18 protein-coding genes are annotated in these 20156 nt (G+C 44.6%); 10 read left to right on the forward strand and 8 right to left on the reverse strand.

The window, feature by feature from the left end:
* The first annotated feature begins 8 nt into the window (after window positions 1-8).
* From RHEIN_RS19235 to RHEIN_RS19250, 4 genes are all read left to right on the forward strand, one after another.
* Window positions 9-392 (forward strand): DUF3192 domain-containing protein, encoded by a 384-nt coding sequence (locus tag RHEIN_RS19235; protein WP_008900653.1) that lies wholly within the window; start codon window positions 9-11, stop codon window positions 390-392.
* Window position 393: 1 nt separating this feature from the next.
* Window positions 394-2160, forward strand: coding sequence for a hypothetical protein (locus RHEIN_RS19240; RefSeq protein ID WP_008900654.1), 1767 nt, complete (start codon window positions 394-396; stop codon window positions 2158-2160).
* A 269-nt stretch (window positions 2161-2429) separates the two neighbouring features.
* Window positions 2430-3437, forward strand: a complete 1008-nt coding sequence (locus RHEIN_RS19245; RefSeq protein WP_008900655.1) for an isocitrate dehydrogenase — start codon at window positions 2430-2432, stop codon at window positions 3435-3437.
* Window positions 3438-3576: 139 nt separating this feature from the next.
* Entirely contained in the window at window positions 3577-4221 is a 645-nt protein-coding gene (locus tag RHEIN_RS19250; RefSeq protein WP_008900656.1) for a glutathione S-transferase family protein, read from the forward strand.
* A 58-nt stretch (window positions 4222-4279) separates the two neighbouring features.
* Here RHEIN_RS19250 and rlmM read toward each other — a convergent pair whose 3' ends face one another.
* The 6 genes from rlmM to mutY form a co-directional block, all read right to left on the reverse strand.
* Entirely contained in the window at window positions 4280-5350 is a 1071-nt protein-coding gene (rlmM, locus tag RHEIN_RS19255; RefSeq protein WP_008900657.1) for a 23S rRNA (cytidine(2498)-2'-O)-methyltransferase RlmM, read from the reverse strand.
* Window position 5351: 1 nt separating this feature from the next.
* Entirely contained in the window at window positions 5352-5738 is a 387-nt protein-coding gene (locus RHEIN_RS19260; protein ID WP_008900658.1) for a DUF423 domain-containing protein, read from the reverse strand.
* The gene (locus tag RHEIN_RS19265; RefSeq protein ID WP_008900659.1) at window positions 5716-6360 is read right to left on the reverse strand and encodes an alpha/beta fold hydrolase; all 645 of its coding nucleotides are present in this window, start codon (window positions 6358-6360) and stop codon (window positions 5716-5718) included. The genes RHEIN_RS19260 and RHEIN_RS19265 overlap by 23 nt, the downstream gene beginning before the upstream one ends.
* Before the next feature lie 3 nt (window positions 6361-6363).
* On the reverse strand, window positions 6364-7296 hold the full coding sequence (locus tag RHEIN_RS19270; protein ID WP_008900660.1) for a transcriptional regulator GcvA: 933 nt from the start codon (window positions 7294-7296) through the stop codon (window positions 6364-6366).
* Between the two features lie 98 nt (window positions 7297-7394).
* The gene (locus RHEIN_RS19275; protein WP_008900661.1) at window positions 7395-7667 is read right to left on the reverse strand and encodes an oxidative damage protection protein; all 273 of its coding nucleotides are present in this window, start codon (window positions 7665-7667) and stop codon (window positions 7395-7397) included.
* Between the two features lie 62 nt (window positions 7668-7729).
* Window positions 7730-8755, reverse strand: a complete 1026-nt coding sequence (gene mutY / locus RHEIN_RS19280) for an A/G-specific adenine glycosylase (protein WP_008900662.1) — start codon at window positions 8753-8755, stop codon at window positions 7730-7732.
* Window positions 8756-8925: 170 nt separating this feature from the next.
* Between mutY and trmB the strand changes: the two genes are divergently transcribed.
* From trmB to RHEIN_RS19295, 3 genes are read left to right on the forward strand one after another with little or no spacing between them, the layout of a single operon-like run.
* Window positions 8926-9660: a tRNA (guanosine(46)-N7)-methyltransferase TrmB gene (trmB, locus tag RHEIN_RS19285; protein ID WP_008900663.1), complete on the forward strand. Its 735-nt coding sequence runs from the start codon at window positions 8926-8928 to the stop codon at window positions 9658-9660.
* 1 nt (window position 9661) lies between these two features.
* Window positions 9662-10690: a class I SAM-dependent methyltransferase gene (locus RHEIN_RS19290; RefSeq protein ID WP_008900664.1), complete on the forward strand. Its 1029-nt coding sequence runs from the start codon at window positions 9662-9664 to the stop codon at window positions 10688-10690.
* Window positions 10691-10702: 12 nt separating this feature from the next.
* On the forward strand, window positions 10703-10996 hold the full coding sequence (locus RHEIN_RS19295) for a hypothetical protein (RefSeq protein ID WP_008900665.1): 294 nt from the start codon (window positions 10703-10705) through the stop codon (window positions 10994-10996).
* Window positions 10997-11002: 6 nt separating this feature from the next.
* On the opposite strand, the gene RHEIN_RS19300 is transcribed toward RHEIN_RS19295, so the two are convergent.
* Window positions 11003-11401, reverse strand: a complete 399-nt coding sequence (locus RHEIN_RS19300) for a DUF3293 domain-containing protein (RefSeq protein WP_008900666.1) — start codon at window positions 11399-11401, stop codon at window positions 11003-11005.
* A 136-nt stretch (window positions 11402-11537) separates the two neighbouring features.
* On the opposite strand from RHEIN_RS19300, the gene RHEIN_RS19305 reads away from it, so the two are divergent.
* Window positions 11538-13166 carry an ATP-binding protein gene (locus tag RHEIN_RS19305; RefSeq protein ID WP_192826717.1) on the forward strand — a complete coding sequence of 543 codons (1629 nt, stop codon included), beginning with the start codon at window positions 11538-11540 and terminating at the stop codon, window positions 13164-13166.
* A gap of 497 nt (window positions 13167-13663) precedes the next feature.
* Complete coding sequence (gene arcA, locus RHEIN_RS19310; protein ID WP_008900668.1) at window positions 13664-14371, forward strand: two-component system response regulator ArcA; 708 nt, start codon at window positions 13664-13666, stop codon at window positions 14369-14371.
* A gap of 101 nt (window positions 14372-14472) precedes the next feature.
* Here the strand turns inward: arcA and RHEIN_RS19315 are convergent, their stop codons facing one another.
* Window positions 14473-16758: an ATP-binding protein gene (locus RHEIN_RS19315; RefSeq protein WP_008900669.1), complete on the reverse strand. Its 2286-nt coding sequence runs from the start codon at window positions 16756-16758 to the stop codon at window positions 14473-14475.
* A 471-nt stretch (window positions 16759-17229) separates the two neighbouring features.
* Here RHEIN_RS19315 and RHEIN_RS19320 point away from each other — a divergent pair, with 471 nt between their 5' ends.
* Window positions 17230-20145: a TonB-dependent receptor plug domain-containing protein gene (locus tag RHEIN_RS19320; protein ID WP_008900670.1), complete on the forward strand. Its 2916-nt coding sequence runs from the start codon at window positions 17230-17232 to the stop codon at window positions 20143-20145.
* Window positions 20146-20156 lie beyond the last annotated feature (11 nt).

Raw genomic sequence — 20156 nt, forward strand, 5'->3', positions numbered from 1 at the left:
GGCAGAAGATGAAAGTAAAAACCATAGCCTTCTTACTTGCAGGATTAGTGCTGTATGCCGGTTTAACCAGTATTACCCTGATGTTTTACAAAGACGATCCTGATCAGATGAACTGGCAGGACAGAGAAGCCTTTAACACCAAATATATTTATAAACTGGATTTAACCAAAGCCATCAGCCGAAATCAGGTGATTGATTATTTAGGTGGGCCTGACATTACTGAAGCTAAAAAGCACCAGCAACAGGTTTATCAGGTACTGTATTACCGCACTCACAGAACAAAAACTGACGGCATCACCACCAAAGATGAATGCACCGCTATTTTATTTAAGAATCAGCAACTCATTGCTATAGGTGAAACCGCAGTCGCGCAATTTAACCAACTGGATTAAGATGGCAACTTTGGGATCTTTAACAGCACTCTATCAGGACTGCAGTGATTTTTACTCAAAAAATCATGAGTTTAGTTTAGCTAAGCAACTAAATTTGCTGCAACAGATCTGCCAGCTTTGCACTCAACTGGCGTATCAGTCTCCTTTGTTGCTGTTATCCCAGTTATCTCTGACCCCAGCCACTGGTTGCATTTCAAGTAAAGTCTTTATCAAAGAAGCGGCGCTGCTGACAGCTATTGCTATGGCCGGGCGCTGGCCTGAAGAATTATTAATACCTCTGTTAAAAAGTTGTCTGCTACAGCATTTGTCTGTCACTGCTTTATTGGAAAAGTCGGCCAAAGCTGAAGAGCTAAGCGCTTTAGAACAACAACAGCTGAAATTTCCTGCTGTAGTGACTATTAAACAACATAAAGAATTAGCGGAAAAAGCTGGAGTATTAAAGCTGCTGCGCCAGTGTTATGGCAAAAATAAAGGCTTGGCGACCTGGCAAAGCCCCTATTTCAGCCAGTTGATTAGTTTTTGCTGGCAGGTCACACGTTTGATGTTACCAGGTGCCGGCAAACTGATAGCACTGGAAAAAATTGCCGTTATGCTGCTGCCACAAGCCACAACTACAGAGCAGCAGTTCTGGCAGGCTCTGTCTTGTTTAAACAGCAGCAGCTACAGCACAGGGCGTTTTGTGCGTGACTCTGATGCCAACCTTGCCTTGCTGCTTTGTGAAATTCAAACCACAGAACAAATGCAGTTACTGCTGCAACCTTATGATAAAAGTACAAAACAACTATTGCCGGCACAGACTGTAACTGCAGCAGACTGGCAGTTACTAAACCCCAGACAATACAGTCAGGATGACTGGCTAAACGGCTGGCAACAAGAGAATAAACTACTGCCACAATGGCCAGAAGCCACTGACTTACCGGCTTTAAGCTGGTTACAGCAATTGTGTCATGCAGCCAAAGTAAGCCAGCAGGCAGAACTGATTGAGCAACATCCCTGGTTGATGCAACAACTACAGGAAAAGGCTTCAGCACAAAGCAGGCAACAACAGAAAATTCAGTCCACTCAACATGCTATTGCCATGCTGGGACAGGAGCAATTACTCCCCTTATTAAAACAGGCCTGGCTGGAGCAACATTGCCAGCAGCAACACCAACCTCATCACCACTGGTTGCTGGAGTTCAGACGGGTATTAGCTAAAGCTCTGTACTTATTGACACAACCCGTAAAGTTTTATGCCTTAACTTCACAACAAGCTGAGCTTTTGGCCTGGTGTTTATGCTGGCCTTTGTGGCAACAATCCGATCTGCGTTTTTTGGCCTTGTCGCATCCTGCAGAGCCCGTCAGCCTTATCAGCCCCTGGTTAAAACAGCAGTTATGGCAAAGTGAACACTACCAACAACTGGCAGTAAAAACTCTGAAGCATTTGCAGTTTAATCAAAGTTGGCAAGATGCCTGCCTGCATTACAGAGCCTTGCCGACAGCCACTCATTCTTACCCTATGGCTTTTGTGTTGGCTTTTGCTTTTGATCTGACAGATTCAGTGTTCTCCGACAAGGAAGATCAGAGCAGGCTGGATCATAGCTATAAATTTGTAGAACCTCATTTCACAACACAACCAGAGACAGCAAGCTCCGCAGCAGCCTGGCAGGCTTTATTGACTGAACAAACTCAGCCTGTTACCCAACTTATTGCCAGTTGTAGTTTTATTTCTCCATTTTCTAAAGTTATGCCGCAGGAAGTGACAGATTTGTCGCAGATATCGGCATAAACTGGAAAATAAACACCAAAACTGGTATATTTTCGGCGTTTTTCCACAACCACTGCTACAACAGCTGTCATAAGAATAATGTATATACCCAAGTTACTTGAAGGTTCGGCGAAGCGACAAGCCAGTGAGACCCCAGGAGCATAGTAAAGCTATGTGACTGGGGCGAGATGGCACAGTCAACAAAGCAGCAACTTCAAGGGCGACGGGTATAAATCCAGCGTTGTGTTGAGTACCAGAGTCCACATCAGATTAAGTTATTAAGGAAGGTTATGAGTTCACAAACTATTACTGTTATCAAAGGTGATGGCATAGGCCCAAGCATAGTAGAAGCAGCTATCCAGGTGCTGGATAAAGTAGGCTGTAACTTTAACTATGAATATGTTGAAGCTGGCTTAACTGCTTTAGAAACTACTGGCGAGTTGCTGCCTCAAACCACGCTTGACGCTATTGCCCGTAACAAAATCACTTTAAAAGGCCCATTAACTACGCCTGTAGGTGAAGGTTTCACTTCTATCAACGTCACTTTACGTAAAAAATTCAGCCTGTACTCGAATGTACGTCCAGTGATTTCGTTTAAAGGCACTAAAGCCCGTTACGAAAATATCGACATTATTACAGTACGTGAAAACACTGAAGGCATGTACTCAGGTGCTGGCCAAATCGTGAAAAACGAAGGCGAGCTGGCTGAAGCCATGAGCGTAGTGACCCGTGAAGGTTCTGAACGTATTGTTGAGTTCGCCTTTGAATTGGCACGTCGCGAAAACCGCAAAAAAGTGACTATTGTTCACAAAGCCAACATTCTGAAATCTACCTCTGGCCTGTTCTTAAAAACAGCCCGTGAAGTGGCTTTACGTTACCCTGATATTCAGGCCAGCGAGATGATCGTTGATAACGCCTGTATGCAGCTGGTGATGAACCCACAACAGTTTGATGTAATAGTTACCACCAACCTGTTTGGCGACATTTTATCTGACTTATGTGCTGGTTTAGTCGGTGGTTTAGGTATGGCACCAGGCGCCAATATCGGCAAAGACTGCGCCATTTTTGAAGCAGTACACGGCAGCGCGCCGGACATTGCAGGCAAAAACCTGGCAAACCCAAGCTCTGTGATTTTAGCTTCTATTCAGATGCTGGAATATTTGGGCATGAAAGACAAAGCAGAAAAGATTCTGGCCGCTTTAACTGATGTGATTGCATCAGGCGACCGCACCACCCGCGACTTAGGTGGCAGCCACGGCACTACAGACTTTACAGCAGCTATGCTGGAACGTTTGTAATATTTTGGGTCAGAGCCTTGGCTCTGACCCATTTATTTTCCCCCACCTTATACGTCAGTCCGCTCCAAAGATAGTTTTGCCATCATCTGCGCTTCACACTACTATGCTCCGATAGGTTTTTCTCTGAGGAGTTATATCGATGTACCAACTGTATTATTCACCAGGCACAGCCAGTATGGCACCCCATATTCTGCTGGAAGAACTCTCTGTTCCTTACGAGCTGGTTTTAACAGACACAGCCATCGGTTCACATAAAAAAGCTGACTATCTGGCGTTAAACCCTAATGGCACTATTCCAACTTTAGTGGATCGCGGTCAGGTGATTTTTGAAACTGCAGCCATTTGCCTGCATTTAGTGGATAGCCACCCGGAAAAGAACTTATTCCCAGCCCCAGGAACTCTTGAACGCGCTGAAGCTTACAAGTGGCTGATTTGGTTATCCGCCACCTTACAAAGCACTTTAGTGGTGTATTTTTATCCGGAGCGCTGGGTGAGTTCAGAGCAAAATGCAGCAGATGTAAAACGTCATGCAGAACAAAAAGCCCAAGGCTTGCTGGAGCAAATGGATAAACATCTAGCCAGCCACTGCAGCCCATGGTTTTTAGGCGAAGAATTCTCGCTGATAGATATTTACGCCATGATGTTATGCCGCTGGACCCGCCACTTCAACGAGAAAAAAGCCCGTGATTTCCCTTTTATAGCGCTCTGGGTACAAAAGGTATTAGCCCGCCCTGCAGTACAAAAAGTGATGGATTATGATGGGCTGGTTAAGCCTTATGTTTGATGGGATATCTGATGTTTAAGGGGCAGAGTTTATCCCTGCCCTCTTTGTTTAAGCGGCATTAAACCTTACGCACATGCACTGTCACTTCCTCGCGGTCGTGGTACAAGTGCTTGGCCTGAATTTCAACGTCCAGCCCTGCTTCGTTGAAGTTATGCTGCATCATATCCAGCACTTCAACCACAGTTTCGTAGCGTTTTTTCATAGGTAGTTTCAGGTTAAAAATACTTTCCTGACACCAGTCATTGATCAGCCAATCGCAGACCAGTTTGCCAACACGTTGTGGCTTTTCAATCATGTCACAGACCAGCCAATACACATTGCGTTTGTCCGGGCTGAATTTAAAGCCGTCAACCTGAAAGTGTTTAACCTGGCCTGTATCCATTAAAGACTGGGCCATCATGCCGTTATCTATAGCTGTTACCATCATGCTGCGTTTAACCAGCTGATAAGTCCAGCCACCAGGACAAGCACCTAAATCCACTGCTCTCATACCTGAAGTTAAACGGGTTTCCCATTCGTCCTTAGGAATAAACTGAATAAAGGCCTCTTCCAGCTTTAAGGTACTACGACTAGGTGCATCAGATGGAAATTTCAGCCGCATAATGCCGTTTTCCAGCGGGCTGTTGTTTTCAGGGTAAGAAATACCTAAATAAGCGCTGCTGCCACTTTGCATAAACAAATGCAGTACAGGGGCACGGGAATTTTCTTTTTGCAGCAATACGCCAGCTTTACGTAACGACTGGCGCAGTGGCACTGTCAGTTTACGGGCTAAAGTAGATAAAGTTTTGCCGTCGTTGGTTTCAGGGTATTCGACCCGAAGCTCGCCAAAAGCAGATAATTCAGCAGCTATTGCCGATTCGACCACTGTAGTAATACGGTCGGCCGGATCCAGTTGCAGCATGTCTTCCACCAGCAAAAACCACTGGCGGGCAAAGATAAAGTTAGTGAAATCATAGTCACGATAAAAGGCAGCTAATGCCTCACTGTCGTAGGCTTCAAAAATGACAAAAGCTGCGTCTTTGGTCAGTTTGCAAAAACCGAACACCTCTTCCTGCGCTGCTTTATCCTGAATTTCGCCGGCACATTCTTTCTCAAAACCTGAACGGCAGTACAGCAAAAGTTGCTTCATGTTATTTCCTGATCCAAGGGCTGATGGCCAAAGCCAGCCAGCTTAAAATAAGCAACTGACCACCTAAAGGCGCCAGAGCTGAAAAATGTAAAGGTAGCTTAAATACGCCAGCCACCAGAGTATAAACAAATAACCAAAGCCCAACTTGCATCGCAGTTACTGCAATGCGGCTTAGCCATGGACTTTGTTGTTGCAGCTTGTCAAAGGCTGATAAAGCCAATAAAGCAACAACATGAAAAGCTAAAATAAAACCTGCACTTAAAAGCACAGCCAGTTGTTCTGTCGCTATGGTGCCACGCCATAAATGCATTAAAGCAGCGGCTGAACCTACAGTCACGGCGCCGTAAAAAGCGGCCAGACTAGTGTTAATTTTCCAGAATAGATGCATTAATAAAGCTCCTGCTGATACAAGCAGCTTGTTCAATAAGCTGCTGTTGGCTAAAACCTGATTTCTTCAGCGGCGAAAAATCATGATCGCCAGTTTCCAGCCACTTTATATTGATCAAAGGCCAGCTCTTATCTGCCAGTTCCTGGACGCTGCCAAAAGGGTCTCTTTCCCCCTGCAACACCAATACAGGCCTTTTTAAATCTACAAAATGTTCTGTACGCCAACTGTCTTTTTTCGGCGGGTGAAAAGGATAACCAAAAGCTATCACTGCTTTTACTGCGCCCGGCAGCAAATCAGATGCAGCAAGCAGAGTAGCAACCCGACCGCCCATCGACTTACCTGCAATAACTAAAGGTAAATCTGTCGGCATTTGGCTTATTTGCTCTAAAAGTTCAGCCATTAATACCGGCATTTTGGCCGGTAGTTGCCTTTTGCCAGCCAGCGTCTTTTGCATATAAGCAAAGTTAAAACCCCAGACTTCAATACCTTGATTTGCCAGTTGCTGCGCTAAAAGCTGACAGAACTCTGATTGCACCGGCGCTCCGGCACCATGGCATAACAGCAATCTGGCAACAGGTTTTGGGGCTTTAACAAGAACACTCTGGGCTAACTGCTCTGGCATTTATTAATCCGGTGTCGAATTATTAAAATGTTGTTCAGCAAAATCCTGCTGATCCAGCTCTACTTGCTTGGCCATCCACTGCCTGAACGCGACAATTTTGCCAAGCTCAGTCTGGTTTTCACGGCACACCAGATAATGCGAGTCTTTGCTCAGCAATACATGGTGAAAGGGCACTATTAAGCGGCCTGAGTTAATGTCGGGCCTTGCCATAACGTTATGCGCCAAAGCCACACCCTGACCATGAATAGCAGCCTGCAATACCATAGCTGTATGCGAAAAAATTGGCCCCTGATTCACATTAAAGTTTTTAAAGCCCTGACTGACAAACCAGTCTTTCCAGGCCTGACGTGAGCCATCGTGTAATAAAGTATGGTGGCGTAAATCGGCCACATCTTTTAAAGGTTTGCTGCCATTTAATAACAAAGGCGAACAAACAGGCAGCAAATATTCGGTATGCAGTTTATCGGCATGCAAATTACGCCAGCTACCACGACCATAATAAATGGCTACGTCCACATCGTCTGTTAACGAACCTTCGTCTGAGTCGACAGCTTTAATCCTTACGTCTATATCAGAATGTTCTTCACTGAATAAACTTAAACGTGGTACCAGCCACTGAATCGCAAAACTTGGCTGCAAACTGACGGTTAAGGAGCCTTTAGCACCTCGGGCTAATAACTTTTCTGTGGCTTCATGCAGCTGCAGGAAAATTTCTTTAATATCTAAAAAGTAGCTCTGGCCTTCTTCAGTTAAAAGCAAGGAGCGGTTTTTCCGCATAAACAGCTTTAAGCCTAAATGGTCTTCCAGCGCTTTGATCTGGTGACTAATAGCAGCCTGAGTGACAAACATCTCTTCAGCCGCTTTAGTAAAACTAAGATGGCGTGCCGCAGTTTCAAAAGCCTTTAACGCGTTAAGTGGGGGTAAGCGCCGAGCCATAGCCTGCAGCCTTAGGTAAAATAGAATTAATTTTTCTAATGCGAATTATAAAGAAAGGCGCGACTTTAAACCAGCCACGCCTTCGGGATCTGCCAGAATTATTTAGCTTTAGGAACGTAACCTTCGATCTGAACTTCTTTGCCTTCAAATAAAAATTGCTGCATCTGTTCTTCCAGCAATTTGCGGTGCTCCAGATTCATCATATTCAGCTTTTTTTCATTGATCAGCATAATTTGTTTTGACTGCCATAAGGCCCAGGCTTCTTTGCTGATGCTGTCGAATATTTTTTTGCCAAGCTCACCCGGGTACAGCTGAAAATCTAAACCTGCTGCTTCTTTTTGCAAATAAACACAAAATACCTGACGGGACATTATTCACCTCATTGCTTAGCTTTTAAAAAGGCCGATATTGTAAACGACTTCATCGCAAGCAGTTAGTTTTTATTCAGCCAGTTTTTTTCAATCCAGCTGCGAATAGGAGCAGGTAAACCAATTTCCATCACCTGCTCTTTGTTATACCAGCTGCTAGCTGCTGGTTCTGCCACACCAGAGGCAGGATGCCAGACCGAAGCATCTAACTTGTAATGTGAAAACACATGCTGAAACTGACCTTGCAGCTTAGCTTGCAACAAGGCTTCAGCGCTTTCATCCACTTGGGGTAAAGACCATAAATCAGCCCAAATGCCGGAATCCGGTCTTTTTTGCAGTAAGAGTTTATCGCCTTGCTCTATCCACAAAAAATGCCCTGCTTTAGTTGGAGTCATCTTTTTAGGTTTAGCTGTTGGCAACTCTGTTACCCGGCCCGTATTAAAAGCCACACACTGGGTTTTCAGCGGGCAACTTAAACAATCGGCCTGCTTAGGCTTACAAACAGTAGCGCCTAAATCCAGCATGGCCTGAGCGAAACGTCTGTTGTTTTGTTTTGGCGTTAATAAATCAGCCAAAGCCCAGAGTTTTTTATCTACAGCAGAAGTTGTTGGTACACCTTCAATGCCAAATAAACGGCAGAATAAACGCCTGACATTACCATCCACTATGGGGCCATAAGCGTCATAAGCAAAGGAGCGGATAGCCCCAGCTGTATAGCGGCCTATGCCGGGGATGGTTAATAAGTCATTTAATTCAAAAGGAAACTCACCTAAATCATGAACTATATATTTAGCGGCTTTATGTAAATTACGGGCTCTGGCGTAATAACCTAAACCTTGCCATAACGCCATGACAGTGTCGGTGTCCGCTGCAGCTAAAGCATGAATATCAGGCAGCTTTTGCATCCAGCGCTGAAAATAGGGGATCACTGTAGTGACCTGAGTTTGCTGCAACATCAGTTCGCTAACCATCACTCTGTAAGGGCTTGGGTCTTGTTGCCAGGGCAATGCATTGCGGCCATCGGTTTTTTGCCAGTCGACTACAGTGTCGGCAAAAAGATCAGCGCAGGTTAAATACTCAGAAGTCAGCACAGCGGTAAGCACTCAAAATTAGTTTTTCGAAACGGCGCTTAGCCTAGCATTTTTTGCCATTTTTGTTGAATCAAGATTAGCGGTTGAGCATTAGCGGCAGAACAAGGATAATGTGCGCCGCATTCGCAGCGCTATAAAAACAAGCTGCATCACATTTTTTGGAGACCAAGATGACCCACCCGGAACAACCAAACACAGAGCCACAGGACCAAGAGCTTCAGGAAAACAAATACCTGCGCCGTATCCGTAGCTTTGTTTTAAGGGAAGGTCGTCTGACCAAAGGCCAGCAGCGTAGTTTAGATTTATTCTGGCCAACTATGGGGCTTGAACATCAGGCCACGCCTTACGATATGAAAGCAGTCTTTGGCCGTGAAGCCGACCTAGTACTCGAAATTGGTTTTGGTATGGGCAAATCTTTGGTGCAAATGGCCAAAGCAGCGCCGGATAAAGACTTTATTGGTATCGAAGTACATAAACCAGGTGTAGGTGCTTGTTTAGGTGAAGCCGAAACTGAAGGCGTGAAAAACCTGCGGGTATTTGAACACGATGCTATCGAAATTTTAAACGACTCTATTGCAGACAACAGCTTAAGCACAGTACAGCTGTTTTTCCCTGATCCATGGCATAAAAAGCGTCACCATAAAAGACGTATAGTGCAGGCAGAGTTTGCCCAGTTATTACGCCGTAAGTTAAAAGTCGGTGGTGTATTTCATATGGCAACCGACTGGGAAAACTACGCTGAACATATGCTGGAAGTGATGAAAGTTGCCGAAGGTTACAGCAACCTGTCAGAAACCAATGACTATGTGCCTCGCCCTGATCACAGACCTCTGACTAAATTCGAAAACCGTGGTGTTAATTTAGGCCATGGTGTTTGGGATCTGATGTTTAAGAAGGTTGATTAATATGTTGGACAATACCAGTCAGCTGTTGCTGCGCAATATTGATTTTTTATCAGGCAAAGTGCTGCTGGTAGAACCTATGACCGACCGTCTGGCGGCAGAGTTAAAACAAAAAGCGCCAGAGCTGGAGCTGTTTTGTTTAACCTCCAACATAGCTGTGGCGAATAACTGGCAGCAGCAAAGTAAAAGCCCTTGTTATTTGGGTGACGCTTTACCTGCTGATTTAACAGTAGACAAAGTGGTGCTGTTTTACCCTAAAAGCAAAGATCAGCTGCAAAGCTCTTTAGCTCAAATTAAAACAGTACTGAATGATAAAACCGAAGTTTATCTGGTTGGGGATAACAAAGGTGGTATTAAAAGCTTAGGTAATCAGGCAGAAAAACTCGGCTTAAAAGCTTTTAAACACGACAATGCCAAACACTGCTTATGGTTTGAGCTGGATGGTTTATTACAAAGCGAGTTAAAAACCGCGGAGTTTAACGAGTTTAGTATCGAAAAAGCTGGTATCAGCTTAAAACTATGCTCTCTGCCTGGCGTGTTTAACCACGGCAAACTGGATTTAGGCACTAACTTATTGCTGGAACATTTGGGCCATATTCAGCAAGGTAAAGTGTTGGATTTTGCTTGTGGTGCAGGTTTTATAGGTGCATTTTTAGTGAAAAGGCATCCGGAAATTAAACTGACAGCTTCTGATATCAGTACTTTGGCAGTCAGCTCCACAGCAGCTACTTTAAAGGCAAATAAGTTGCCAGGCGAAGCTATTGCAGCTGATGGTATTCCGTCACGCAGCGCCGCCTACGACCATATTGTCAGCAACCCACCTTTCCATACAGGCTTAAAAACGGACTATCACATCAGTGAGCAGTTTTTCCGTGACGCCTTTAATGAATTAAAGCCAGGTGGCACATTAACTTTAGTAGCAAACGTGCATTTACCCTATGTGGCTCAGCTGACCGAAATTTTTGGGCAGGTAAAAGAGCTTGGTCGTCGCGATGGTTTTGTGGTTTATTATTGTAAAAGAGACCGCAAATAAAAGGATCTGCTGATGAGACTGGTTTTGGTTGTTCTGGCTGGATTAACCTTCAGCACCGGCGCTTTGGCAAACTGTATTCAGTCGCCGGAGAGAACCCAGGCCTGTCCTCATCAGATCTATCGTCTTGGTCAGTTGGAGAACATGGCAAAACCCGCCATGTTATGTATCTGCGCCGCTGATTTTAAAGAATTTTTAACTGTACCTGCCGACGAAGACGAAGCCCATAAACAAAAGCTGAAGCGCCTGAAGCTGGAGTACGCTTTAGGTCAAAAAATAGAACCCATACTGCAAGTACTGAGAAACTAATTTTGCTTATTGTCCCACTATAATCTGACGTGGATTAAACTCGCCTAAATACTCTTCGGCTTGTTGCAACAGCGCCGGAACCAAAAATAACTTGCCCTGCTCTACCCAATAAATCGCATTTTGTTCAAACATAATAGCCAGCTTAATGGCTTTGGTTTTATCACAAAGCACAGCCCAGCTTTTTTCCTGAAAACTTAAATCTGGTGAACAACCGACAATTTCGCGGTAAGGCACATTCATGCTGTCGAGGGTGTTGGCAAAGTGATTATCAAGTAATAGATTTCTGGAAGGATTTTGCAGATGGCCACAAGGATTTTGGGCACTGATAATAGCAAAGTTAATTTGATCACCAAGGGGTTGATGGCACAAAAAAACACTCGTTTTGTAGTTATCCCATAAGTCCATGGTTTGTCCTCATCGCCACAAGTGCGTCAACTATAAACCTGTTTTTATTTTTTGTCAGGGGATTAGCTGCTGTTACTGGTGAAAGTTTGCAAATGCGTGTAACTTCAATATTATAGCTTTGAAAGAAGATTGACGGATGACGGAAGGATTAATGGGCCCAGCGTTAAAAGTGAGTTCAATTAAAAGCGCACTGATCTGGGTTGTGATGCTGATTTGCAGTATCACTCTGTGTGTGTCCCTGACCATTGCCACCTTACAAGATGTGAAAGCTGAAAAGAAAAACCTGTCTGAACAACTGCACTCTTACGCCGCCATCATTGCCTTTAACGCTGTAGGCTCTATCGAAACAGATGATTCAGAAGTAGAAGACAAACGTATCGCGTCTTTTGCCGCCGAATCCAGACTGCACAATATTCATATTTATAAAGTTCAGGAAAACGGCGAGCTGAGCTTTTTTGCCAGTTACAACAGAAGAGACGTTGGCCCCTATCCTACCCAGTTCAACAAAGTAGAACAGTACCAAAACGCCACCATAGGCGATGGGGTCATGGAACTGACCAAAAAAATAGAGTCTGACGGTAAATTAATAGGTTATGTCTATATGCGTGCCAGTTTGGATGAACTGAGCCGCTATGTTCAAAACAGAGTGTTATTCGATATTTTAATTGCCCTCTGCTCTTTAATAGGTGCTTTTATTATTGCCAACAGATTACAACGGCGTTTTACCAAACCCTTGTACAGCTTGCTGGCTTTAGTACAAAAAATTTCCAAAGAAAAAGATTATCAAATCCGTGTACCTTCTATGGAAATAGTTGAGTTTCATAATCTGGGCAGGGCGATCAACACTATGCTGGATAGAACTGAGCAGCAAATGACCAAACTGCGCAGCGCCGAAAGTGAAATACGTCAGCTGAACCAGGATTTAGAACAAAAAATTAATGACAGAACCCTGGCACTGAAAACTTCAAATCAGGATTTATTAAACACTTTATCCACTCTGCACCAGTATCAGAATCAAATTGTTGAAACTGAAAAAATGGCCAGTTTAGGCCAAATGGTGGCTGGTGTAGCCCATGAAGTAAATACGCCTATAGGACTTGGAGTTACAGCTTCAACTTTAATGCAGGACAAGCTAGCGGAGATACAAAAAGCTTTTGACGATAAGAAGTTAACCTCAAATCAACTGGCAAAATTTCTTGGTGACAGCGCTGAAAACCTTGGCATTATTTACCGAAATCTTGAACGGGCAGCTAACCTTATCCGTAGCTTTAAGCAAGTGGCTGTGGATCAATCCAACGACAACAGAAGATACTTTAATATGTATCAGTTGCTCAATGAAGTGCTGTTGTCACTGCGGCCTAACCTGAAAAAAACTCAGCATCAGGTGATACTTAATTGTGATGAAAAACTGGAGCTGGAAAGTAAACCAGGTCCTATCAGCCAGATCCTGATTAATCTTATTATGAATAGCCTGATCCATGCCTTTGAAAACAAAGAACAAGGCACTATGACCATCAGTGTGACTCTGGCCAATAGCCGTTGTTACCTGCATTATCAGGATAATGGTGCTGGTGTACCCGAGAATATTAAAAAGCGTATTTTTGACCCTTTTGTCACTACAAAAAGAGGCGAAGGTGGCAGCGGTTTAGGTATGCATCTGGTTTATAACCTGGTGACACAGGCTTTAAACGGAAAAATTCAGCTGGAAAGCTCTTTGGATCATGGTATCGACATTCAAATCGACTTCCCTGTGATCCCTAAATAAGATAAATGCTAGAACGTGTTGACGTTTCGAGATTAAATTTTGTTCGTTCTGGCGCCGCTTTGAGCGCGAAAGGAGGAGCGAAGTTTAGTTATTCTAAATGAGTGACGAGTGAAGCTTCCGCTCCTGCTCACGCCCCTTACCTACATCCATGTAGGCAACAAAGCTCAGGGCGCCGCCAGACGAACCCGAAGGGCAGCGCCTGGCCGGCCTTTCTGCTGCGTTAGCACTCGTTTATGTAGATTAACTGCACTGCACTCGCGCTGCCTTGCATAAAAACCGGCCAGACTGCTGCAAAAACACCCCTGAAACGTCAACAGGTTCTATAACAACAATATATTTTTCAACCACTTAATTTAGCTTCGGCTAATTGTTAACAAATAAACTTGTTAACAAAATCTGTGGTCTATATAATTGCTCAGACAATGACCATGGGTCACTTTCTTTCTAAAAATATACAAATCAAATACTTAACTACGTTCACATAAGGTTTAAGCATAATGCAGACCCCTGTTATTCTGATTGTTGAAGATGAAGAAGTAACACGACTGAATCTGGTCAGCCTGTTTGAAGGCGAAGGCTATGATGTGGTTGAAGCAGTGAATGGTGAAGAAATGAACCAGAAACTGTCCGAACACAAAGTCAATTTGATTGTTATGGATATCAATCTGCCTGGCAAAAACGGCTTGATCCTTGCCCGTGAATTACGCCAGAAAGAAAATGTAGGTCTGATTTTTCTGACCGGACGTGACAGTGAAGTCGATCGCATTTTAGGCCTGGAAATTGGTGCAGATGATTATCTGACCAAGCCTTTTAACCCACGTGAACTGACAATTCGTGCCCGCAACCTGTTAAACCGCACAGTCTCTCAACCAGTAGTGGAAGAGCATAAAAGTGTGGTGAAATTTAATGGTTGGGTATTGGATGAAAACAGCCGCAACCTGACATCTCCTGAAGGTGTGTCACGCCGTTTACCTAAAGGTGAATACCGTGCCTTACGTTTAATGCTGGACAGCCCGGGTAAAATTTTCACCCGTGAACAACTGATCCGCCATATGACAGGCCGCGAACTCAGAGCAAACGACAGAACTGTGGATGTAACCATTCGCCGTATCCGTAAGCATTTTGAGTCCGACGTGGATAGCCCGGAGTTAATCAGCACCATTCACGGTGAAGGTTACCGCTTTGTAGGTAAACTGGAAAAATAATCCTGTAGGGGCGGGTCTTGTACCCGCCCGTCTCAAATTCCAATCCGATGCCGGATAGGGTTTATCCCCGCCCCTCTAAAATTCAAATAGAAACAAACGGATTAAGTCCAGCTTTCTATATATTCCTCCAGAGCGGCCAGGTGCCGCTCTATTGTTATATGGAAATTGATCAACTGATTTTCCATACCTTGCAGTTCAGTACTTTGTTCCAGTAGTTTTGCCTGATGTTGCACCCACAATAGTCCTACCGAAGCTGCAGCCCCTTTTAGTTTATGAGCCGCCTCCTGAAACTCTGTGACATCCTGCTGCACAGCAGTCTCCATCATTTTATTCACATAACCAGGCAACAATTGAGTAAATAACTGCACACTGCGTAACATGGTCTTTTTACCTAAAGATTGCAGATAGTCGTCCAGGGTTTGTTGATCAAGAATTTGCTGGTCATGAGCTTTTTCAGCGGTGATTTCTTTAGGTGCAGGAGCGCCAAACAGCTGATGTAAAATTTGGTCCAGCTTATTGGTATTAATGGGTTTAGCTAAAGAGCCATCCACCCGCACGTCTTGCAACTGTTGCTCGGCTTTACGCACATTAGCACTTAATACCACCACCGGCAGTCTGGCTAAAGCGGGTTCAGAGCGGATAAAACGCGCCACCTGATCACCTGACATATCAGGTAATTGCATATCCAGCAGCACCAGATCTATATCATCTTCGGTTTCAAGCAAAGCCATAGCATCTTCGCCAGTTTCTGCCAGAATGACCTGATGACCACGCTGCTCCAGCAAATTAGTGGCAATTTCAGCATTTAAAGGCACATCCTCTACCAGCAATATAGTTAAAGCCGGATACATAGCCTGCGGCACGGCAACTGGCGCTGATGTCAGTTGAGCAGGTAAAGACATGCTAAAAGTACTGCCCTGACCTTGCACACTGCTCAGTTTAATCTGACCGGACATAGCTTCAACTAAAGCACGGGACACAGATAAACCTATGCCTGAGCCCACTATACTTAAACGCCTGCCGTCGCTGGATTTATAGTACATATCAAAAATACGCTGCTGTTCAGCCTCAGCTATACCTATGCCTGTATCTGTGACACTAAAACAAAGCTTAGCCGGATCATCAGTAGTTAATGAAACCTCCAGTTGCACAGAACCACGGGCGGTAAATTTCACTGCATTATTAATTAGATTCCATAACACTTGCCGAACCCGGGTTGGATCCAAACGGACATAAAGCTGGCCTGGCAGAGCTGCAGGCTCAATAAACAACAGGCCTTTTTGCTGACAGATTAAGTGGGCAAAATTACAAATATCGTGGACAAAATCATTCAGTGGCACAGACTGATAAACAATATCCAAATCCTGACGATCTATTTTATCTAAGTCGATAATATCGTTAAAAATATTACCTAAGGTTTCTGCACTGCTGAAGATAGTATTGCTCCAGCTGCGCTGCTCTGTGGATAACGGACTCTCCAACAAACGCCTTGTTAAACCTACAATACCGTTGAGCGGCGTACGCAGTTCATGACTTAAGGTAGCAATAAACTTGCCTTTGTCCTGATAAGCTTTTTCCAGTGCCTGTTCAGCCAGTTTACGGGAGGTGATATCCCGGCCAAAACCAAGCAAACCTATATAACGGCCTTGTTTATCAAAAAATGGTACTTTGCGCATTTCAAACCATAACATGCGGCCATCAGGGGTTTGATAATCCACATCCAATGTCAGCTCTACCCGACTGGCAGAAATTTCCTGATCCGTCAGGATAGCTATAGGGGTTGATTCAGCGTCATAGAGTTCTGCCGGATAATGACCTATCAACTCTTTGGCGGATTTACCCATAATGACTTCAAACATCTTATTACAGCTGACAAAACGGCCGGTTTCGTCACGGTAATAAAATAAGTCAGGCGAGCTGTCCACTATAGAGCGGATTAATAAACTTTGTTCTTCCAGCTCTTGCTGAGTTTTACGGCGTTCAGTAATTTCACGGCGTAATTCGTCCACAGCGCGGCGTTTGGCCTGAAAAGCTTTTTTCCGCTCTTCAATTTCAAAGTTCAGCTGACGAATGGTTTCCTGCATGTTCTGGTTCAGTAGTTTTTCTTGCCGGATAGAATCCTGTAAATAAAACAACGCCTCGTCTAAATGCCGAACCAGATAAAAACTGCTTAACAAAAAGGCAGGAGTTACAGAAGCAGAAAACAGTAAAGCGCCCAGAACCATGGACCAAAGCACCATATCGTGGATCAACAGACTGTACAGGCCTGTCATTACACCTGTCAGCGCCTGCAACAGGATAAAGCACAGGCAAAAACACTGTAACCAGCCCCATTGAGTTAAAAACCCGGCTAAACGCCGGACTAGCGGGTGAACACTTTGCTGCATTATCTGCCTTTGAAAATCAATTCGTCACAACAAGGGGCAAGCTACCCGATACATAGTGTTGTTTTAGTCCAGCAAGTCTGCCAGATCCTGCAGCTTTTTGTCCTGCTAAATTTTGTCCTCTACAGAGCTAAAACAGGTAAAGACCCATGATTGTGAGCATTTTTTAACCAAACATCAGTTTTACTGACGAAGAATGATTGACAGAAGATGACAGAGCGGTTAAATCTTAAAGCCATCTGAATTTATTCATCTGCAAAGTAATATGCTAAAAAAAGCGGTATCGCTCTCTACATATTACTACTCGTCCTACTACCTGTCGGAGTGGTTTAACGAGTAGCCAAACCACCAGCTCACTGCTGGGTGTTTGCTATTTAAAACTAAACCATAACAACTAACAGCCTGCTGAAAATCACTCTGCAACCCGGTTGCCAGAGCAGACAGTGCTGTAATGAAGCAACAGGTAATAAAAAAATGTTTAAACCATCTATGCTTTCGCTGGCCATTGCGGCTTGCTGCTTTTCCGTATCTGCTCAAACTGAAACTACAACAGAAAACGATTCAATAGAAAAAATCGAAGTTACAGGCTCCCGCCTCAAGGGGGTTGATTTAGAGGGCGCTCAGCCACTGGTCGTGATCAGCAGCGACGATATTAAGAAATCCGGCGCTAATACTATTTTTGATTTATTGAAAGACGTAGGCCAATTGAGAGGCGGCGAAGGCACTTTTTCTACCTCTGAAAGTGGCGCTACCTCAACTTCAACACCAGCAGGTCAGGCTGCAGCATCATTGCGTGGTTTAGGCCCGGCTTCTACTTTGACACTGATTAACGGGCGTCGTGTTGCAGCCAGCTCTTTTGCCGCTGGCACTCAGAACTTTGTTGACGTTAACAGCATTCCTTTAGCTGCTGTAGAGCGTATTGAAGTATTAGCCACAGGCGCATCGGCCGTTTATGGTGCCGACGCCGTAGCTGGTGTTATTAACTACATACTGAAAAAAGATTACGAAGGCGTGGAGCTTAATGCCTCTTATGGTGACAGCATGGCGTCCAGCGATGAGAGCCGCCGTAACCTGAATCTGGTAGTTGGTCAACAAGTAGCTGGTGGTCAGTTGACTGTATTCGCGGATTATTTTGACCGTAATGCCTTTAGTGCTCAGGACAGAGATTTTACCCGCTCTCCACTCTTGCAAAGCTCATACTCCTATCTGCCAAAAAACACACCTAATATTTATTACCGCTCAGTACGTTCAGGTGATGAACTGGCCACGCCCGGCTGTGCGACAGCACTTGTAACCACAGAGTTTGGTGAAGAAATTTGCGCTTATTACCCCAATGAAGATGACCAACTGAACTCAGATTTAACCAGTTACTCCACTGGCGCTATTTTCCAAAAAGATTTTGGCGATATCAGCTGGAATACAGATGTATTTTTCAGCAATACCAAATCAGTGGCCATCTCAAGCCCGGCGCCAATTAACAAACTGGATGACAGTGAAGGCCCTTATGTTGACGAAAGCGCTCTGGATGTTTTTGAACCGGCCATCCGTGACGAGTTACTCGACCAGTTAAGGATATCCCGCTTTGAAACACTGGCTGGCCGCGAGCTTCGTGGTTTTGCTTTTGATGCCCGTTTTGGCACACCTCGTACAGTAGAAGTAGAAACTGATGCTTTGCGTTTAGTCAGTGCTTTGTCTGGTTCTATCGGCGATTGGGGCTGGGAGTCAGCCGTAATCTACTCTGAATCAAAATCTGATCAGTTGGCCACTCAGGGTATTTATAACAGATATAAATATCATGCAGCTTTAGCAGGAGAACTTTGCTCCAATGGCAGCATCGCCAGCTACGACGCTGATAACGACAGCTTAAGTTGCAGCAGCGGCTCTTTAGGCGCTATGTATAACCCTTTCCTGCAAAATGACAGCAACAACGATACCTTGTTAGCTTTGGCTCAGGAAATGCCAAGCCGCAAAGGTAAAAGCACTGTGGTCGGCTGGGATGCGCGTTTTAACGGCGATTTGATGGAATTTAACGATGGCGTCATTAGCTCTGCTTTTGGCCTGGAAGTTCGTAAAGAAAAAATTACCGACACACCGTCTGACAATGCTGTAGCACGTGCTGAAAATGGTTATCTGGTTGATGTATTTGGTTTTGGTTCCAGTCTGTCTGCAGCAGAACGTACCCAATGGGCTGCGTTTTCAGAATTTAACGTACCGCTGGCCAGTACTTTAGATATGCAACTGGCGGCACGTTATGATCATTTTGACGATTTTGGCAGTACATTTAACCCTAAAATTGGCTTTAGTTATCGCCCTATAGAAGAACTGATTGTCAGAGCCTCTTACGCTACGTCATTCCGAGCACCTTCCTTAACTCAGGCTGGAGTAAAACTAAGAACCACCACAGCAAGTTTTGATTGTGGCGCCAACCAGGCTGTTGCAGATTTATTCTGCGAAGGTTTTGGTGATGAGCGCAGCGGCAACAACGTACTGGAGTTGGGGAACCCACAACTGCAGGCTGAAGAATCAGACTCCATCAGTTTAGGTTTTGCTTTAAGCCTGACAGAAGACAGTACTTTAACAGTGGATTACTGGCGCTTTGAGCATGAAAATCTGGTCGATACCAATATGACAGGTGTTCTGGCCCGCGCTATTGGGGATGCTTCTTTACGCCATTGTGGATTGGTGCCAGCAGGTGCCCAGGGTATTTCTTTTGATGAAGAGCTTTGTGATGTTACGGACAACGCGGGCCTTAATATAACGCAAGACGGCGCCAATATGGCTGAAATACTGGATGAATGGGTTACTTTAGATAACCCACTGTATAAGGAATTGCCGCTCTATCGTGACCATGTACTGTTACTGGATAATACCGGTGAACAAACTGTCAGTGGTATCGATCTGGCCTACGATCACAGGTTTAATACTGAAATTGGAACCTTTGGCCTGAGCCTGGATGCCACTCGTTATTTATCTTTTGAACGCAACAAAGCAGGTTCAGATGAAATTGAAGAGCTGATTGGCAGCTGGCGTTACCCTGAAACCGTAGCTGGCGTGCGTTTTAGCTGGTCCAAAGGTGACTTCTTCAGCAGTATTTCGGCAAACTACACGGATTCTTATGAAGATGATATCTCCGGCTTGCGCCGCAGAGAGCTTTCAGAACTTGATGATCTTGGCGTCTTAAACGCAGAAGGTACCCGTCAGGTCTCATCCTGGACTACCTGGCGTATGAATCTGGGATATGATTTTGCCCAAACCACAATCAGCTTTAATATCGACAATCTGCTTGATCGGGATCCACCAGCAGCTTATGGTTCAAGCCGTGGTTTTGACTCTATTAATCATGATGCTTTAGGCCGCAGCTTCCGTATTGCACTAAGCCACAAGTTCTGACATCGGAGCAA

This window comes from Rheinheimera sp. A13L, from assembly GCF_000217935.1.
Lineage (GTDB): Bacteria > Pseudomonadota > Gammaproteobacteria > Enterobacterales > Alteromonadaceae > Pararheinheimera.

Excerpts from the sequence above, each read along its gene's own strand:
- RHEIN_RS19235 (WP_008900653.1), top strand. The coding sequence starts at position 9 with ATGAAAGTAAAAACCATAGCCTTCTTACTTGCAGGATTAGTGCTGTAT.
- RHEIN_RS19240 (WP_008900654.1), top strand. The coding sequence starts at position 394 with ATGGCAACTTTGGGATCTTTAACAGCACTCTATCAGGACTGCAGTGAT.
- RHEIN_RS19245 (WP_008900655.1), top strand. The coding sequence starts at position 2,430 with ATGAGTTCACAAACTATTACTGTTATCAAAGGTGATGGCATAGGCCCA.
- RHEIN_RS19250 (WP_008900656.1), top strand. The coding sequence starts at position 3,577 with ATGTACCAACTGTATTATTCACCAGGCACAGCCAGTATGGCACCCCAT.
- rlmM (WP_008900657.1), bottom strand. The coding sequence starts at position 5,350 with ATGAAGCAACTTTTGCTGTACTGCCGTTCAGGTTTTGAGAAAGAATGT.
- RHEIN_RS19260 (WP_008900658.1), bottom strand. The coding sequence starts at position 5,738 with ATGCATCTATTCTGGAAAATTAACACTAGTCTGGCCGCTTTTTACGGC.
- RHEIN_RS19265 (WP_008900659.1), bottom strand. The coding sequence starts at position 6,360 with ATGCCAGAGCAGTTAGCCCAGAGTGTTCTTGTTAAAGCCCCAAAACCT.
- RHEIN_RS19270 (WP_008900660.1), bottom strand. The coding sequence starts at position 7,296 with ATGGCTCGGCGCTTACCCCCACTTAACGCGTTAAAGGCTTTTGAAACT.
- RHEIN_RS19275 (WP_008900661.1), bottom strand. The coding sequence starts at position 7,667 with ATGTCCCGTCAGGTATTTTGTGTTTATTTGCAAAAAGAAGCAGCAGGT.
- trmB (WP_008900663.1), top strand. The coding sequence starts at position 8,926 with ATGACCCACCCGGAACAACCAAACACAGAGCCACAGGACCAAGAGCTT.
- RHEIN_RS19290 (WP_008900664.1), top strand. The coding sequence starts at position 9,662 with ATGTTGGACAATACCAGTCAGCTGTTGCTGCGCAATATTGATTTTTTA.
- RHEIN_RS19295 (WP_008900665.1), top strand. The coding sequence starts at position 10,703 with ATGAGACTGGTTTTGGTTGTTCTGGCTGGATTAACCTTCAGCACCGGC.
- RHEIN_RS19300 (WP_008900666.1), bottom strand. The coding sequence starts at position 11,401 with ATGGACTTATGGGATAACTACAAAACGAGTGTTTTTTTGTGCCATCAA.
- RHEIN_RS19305 (WP_192826717.1), top strand. The coding sequence starts at position 11,538 with ATGACGGAAGGATTAATGGGCCCAGCGTTAAAAGTGAGTTCAATTAAA.
- arcA (WP_008900668.1), top strand. The coding sequence starts at position 13,664 with ATGCAGACCCCTGTTATTCTGATTGTTGAAGATGAAGAAGTAACACGA.
- RHEIN_RS19315 (WP_008900669.1), bottom strand. The coding sequence starts at position 16,758 with ATGCAGCAAAGTGTTCACCCGCTAGTCCGGCGTTTAGCCGGGTTTTTA.
- RHEIN_RS19320 (WP_008900670.1), top strand. The coding sequence starts at position 17,230 with ATGTTTAAACCATCTATGCTTTCGCTGGCCATTGCGGCTTGCTGCTTT.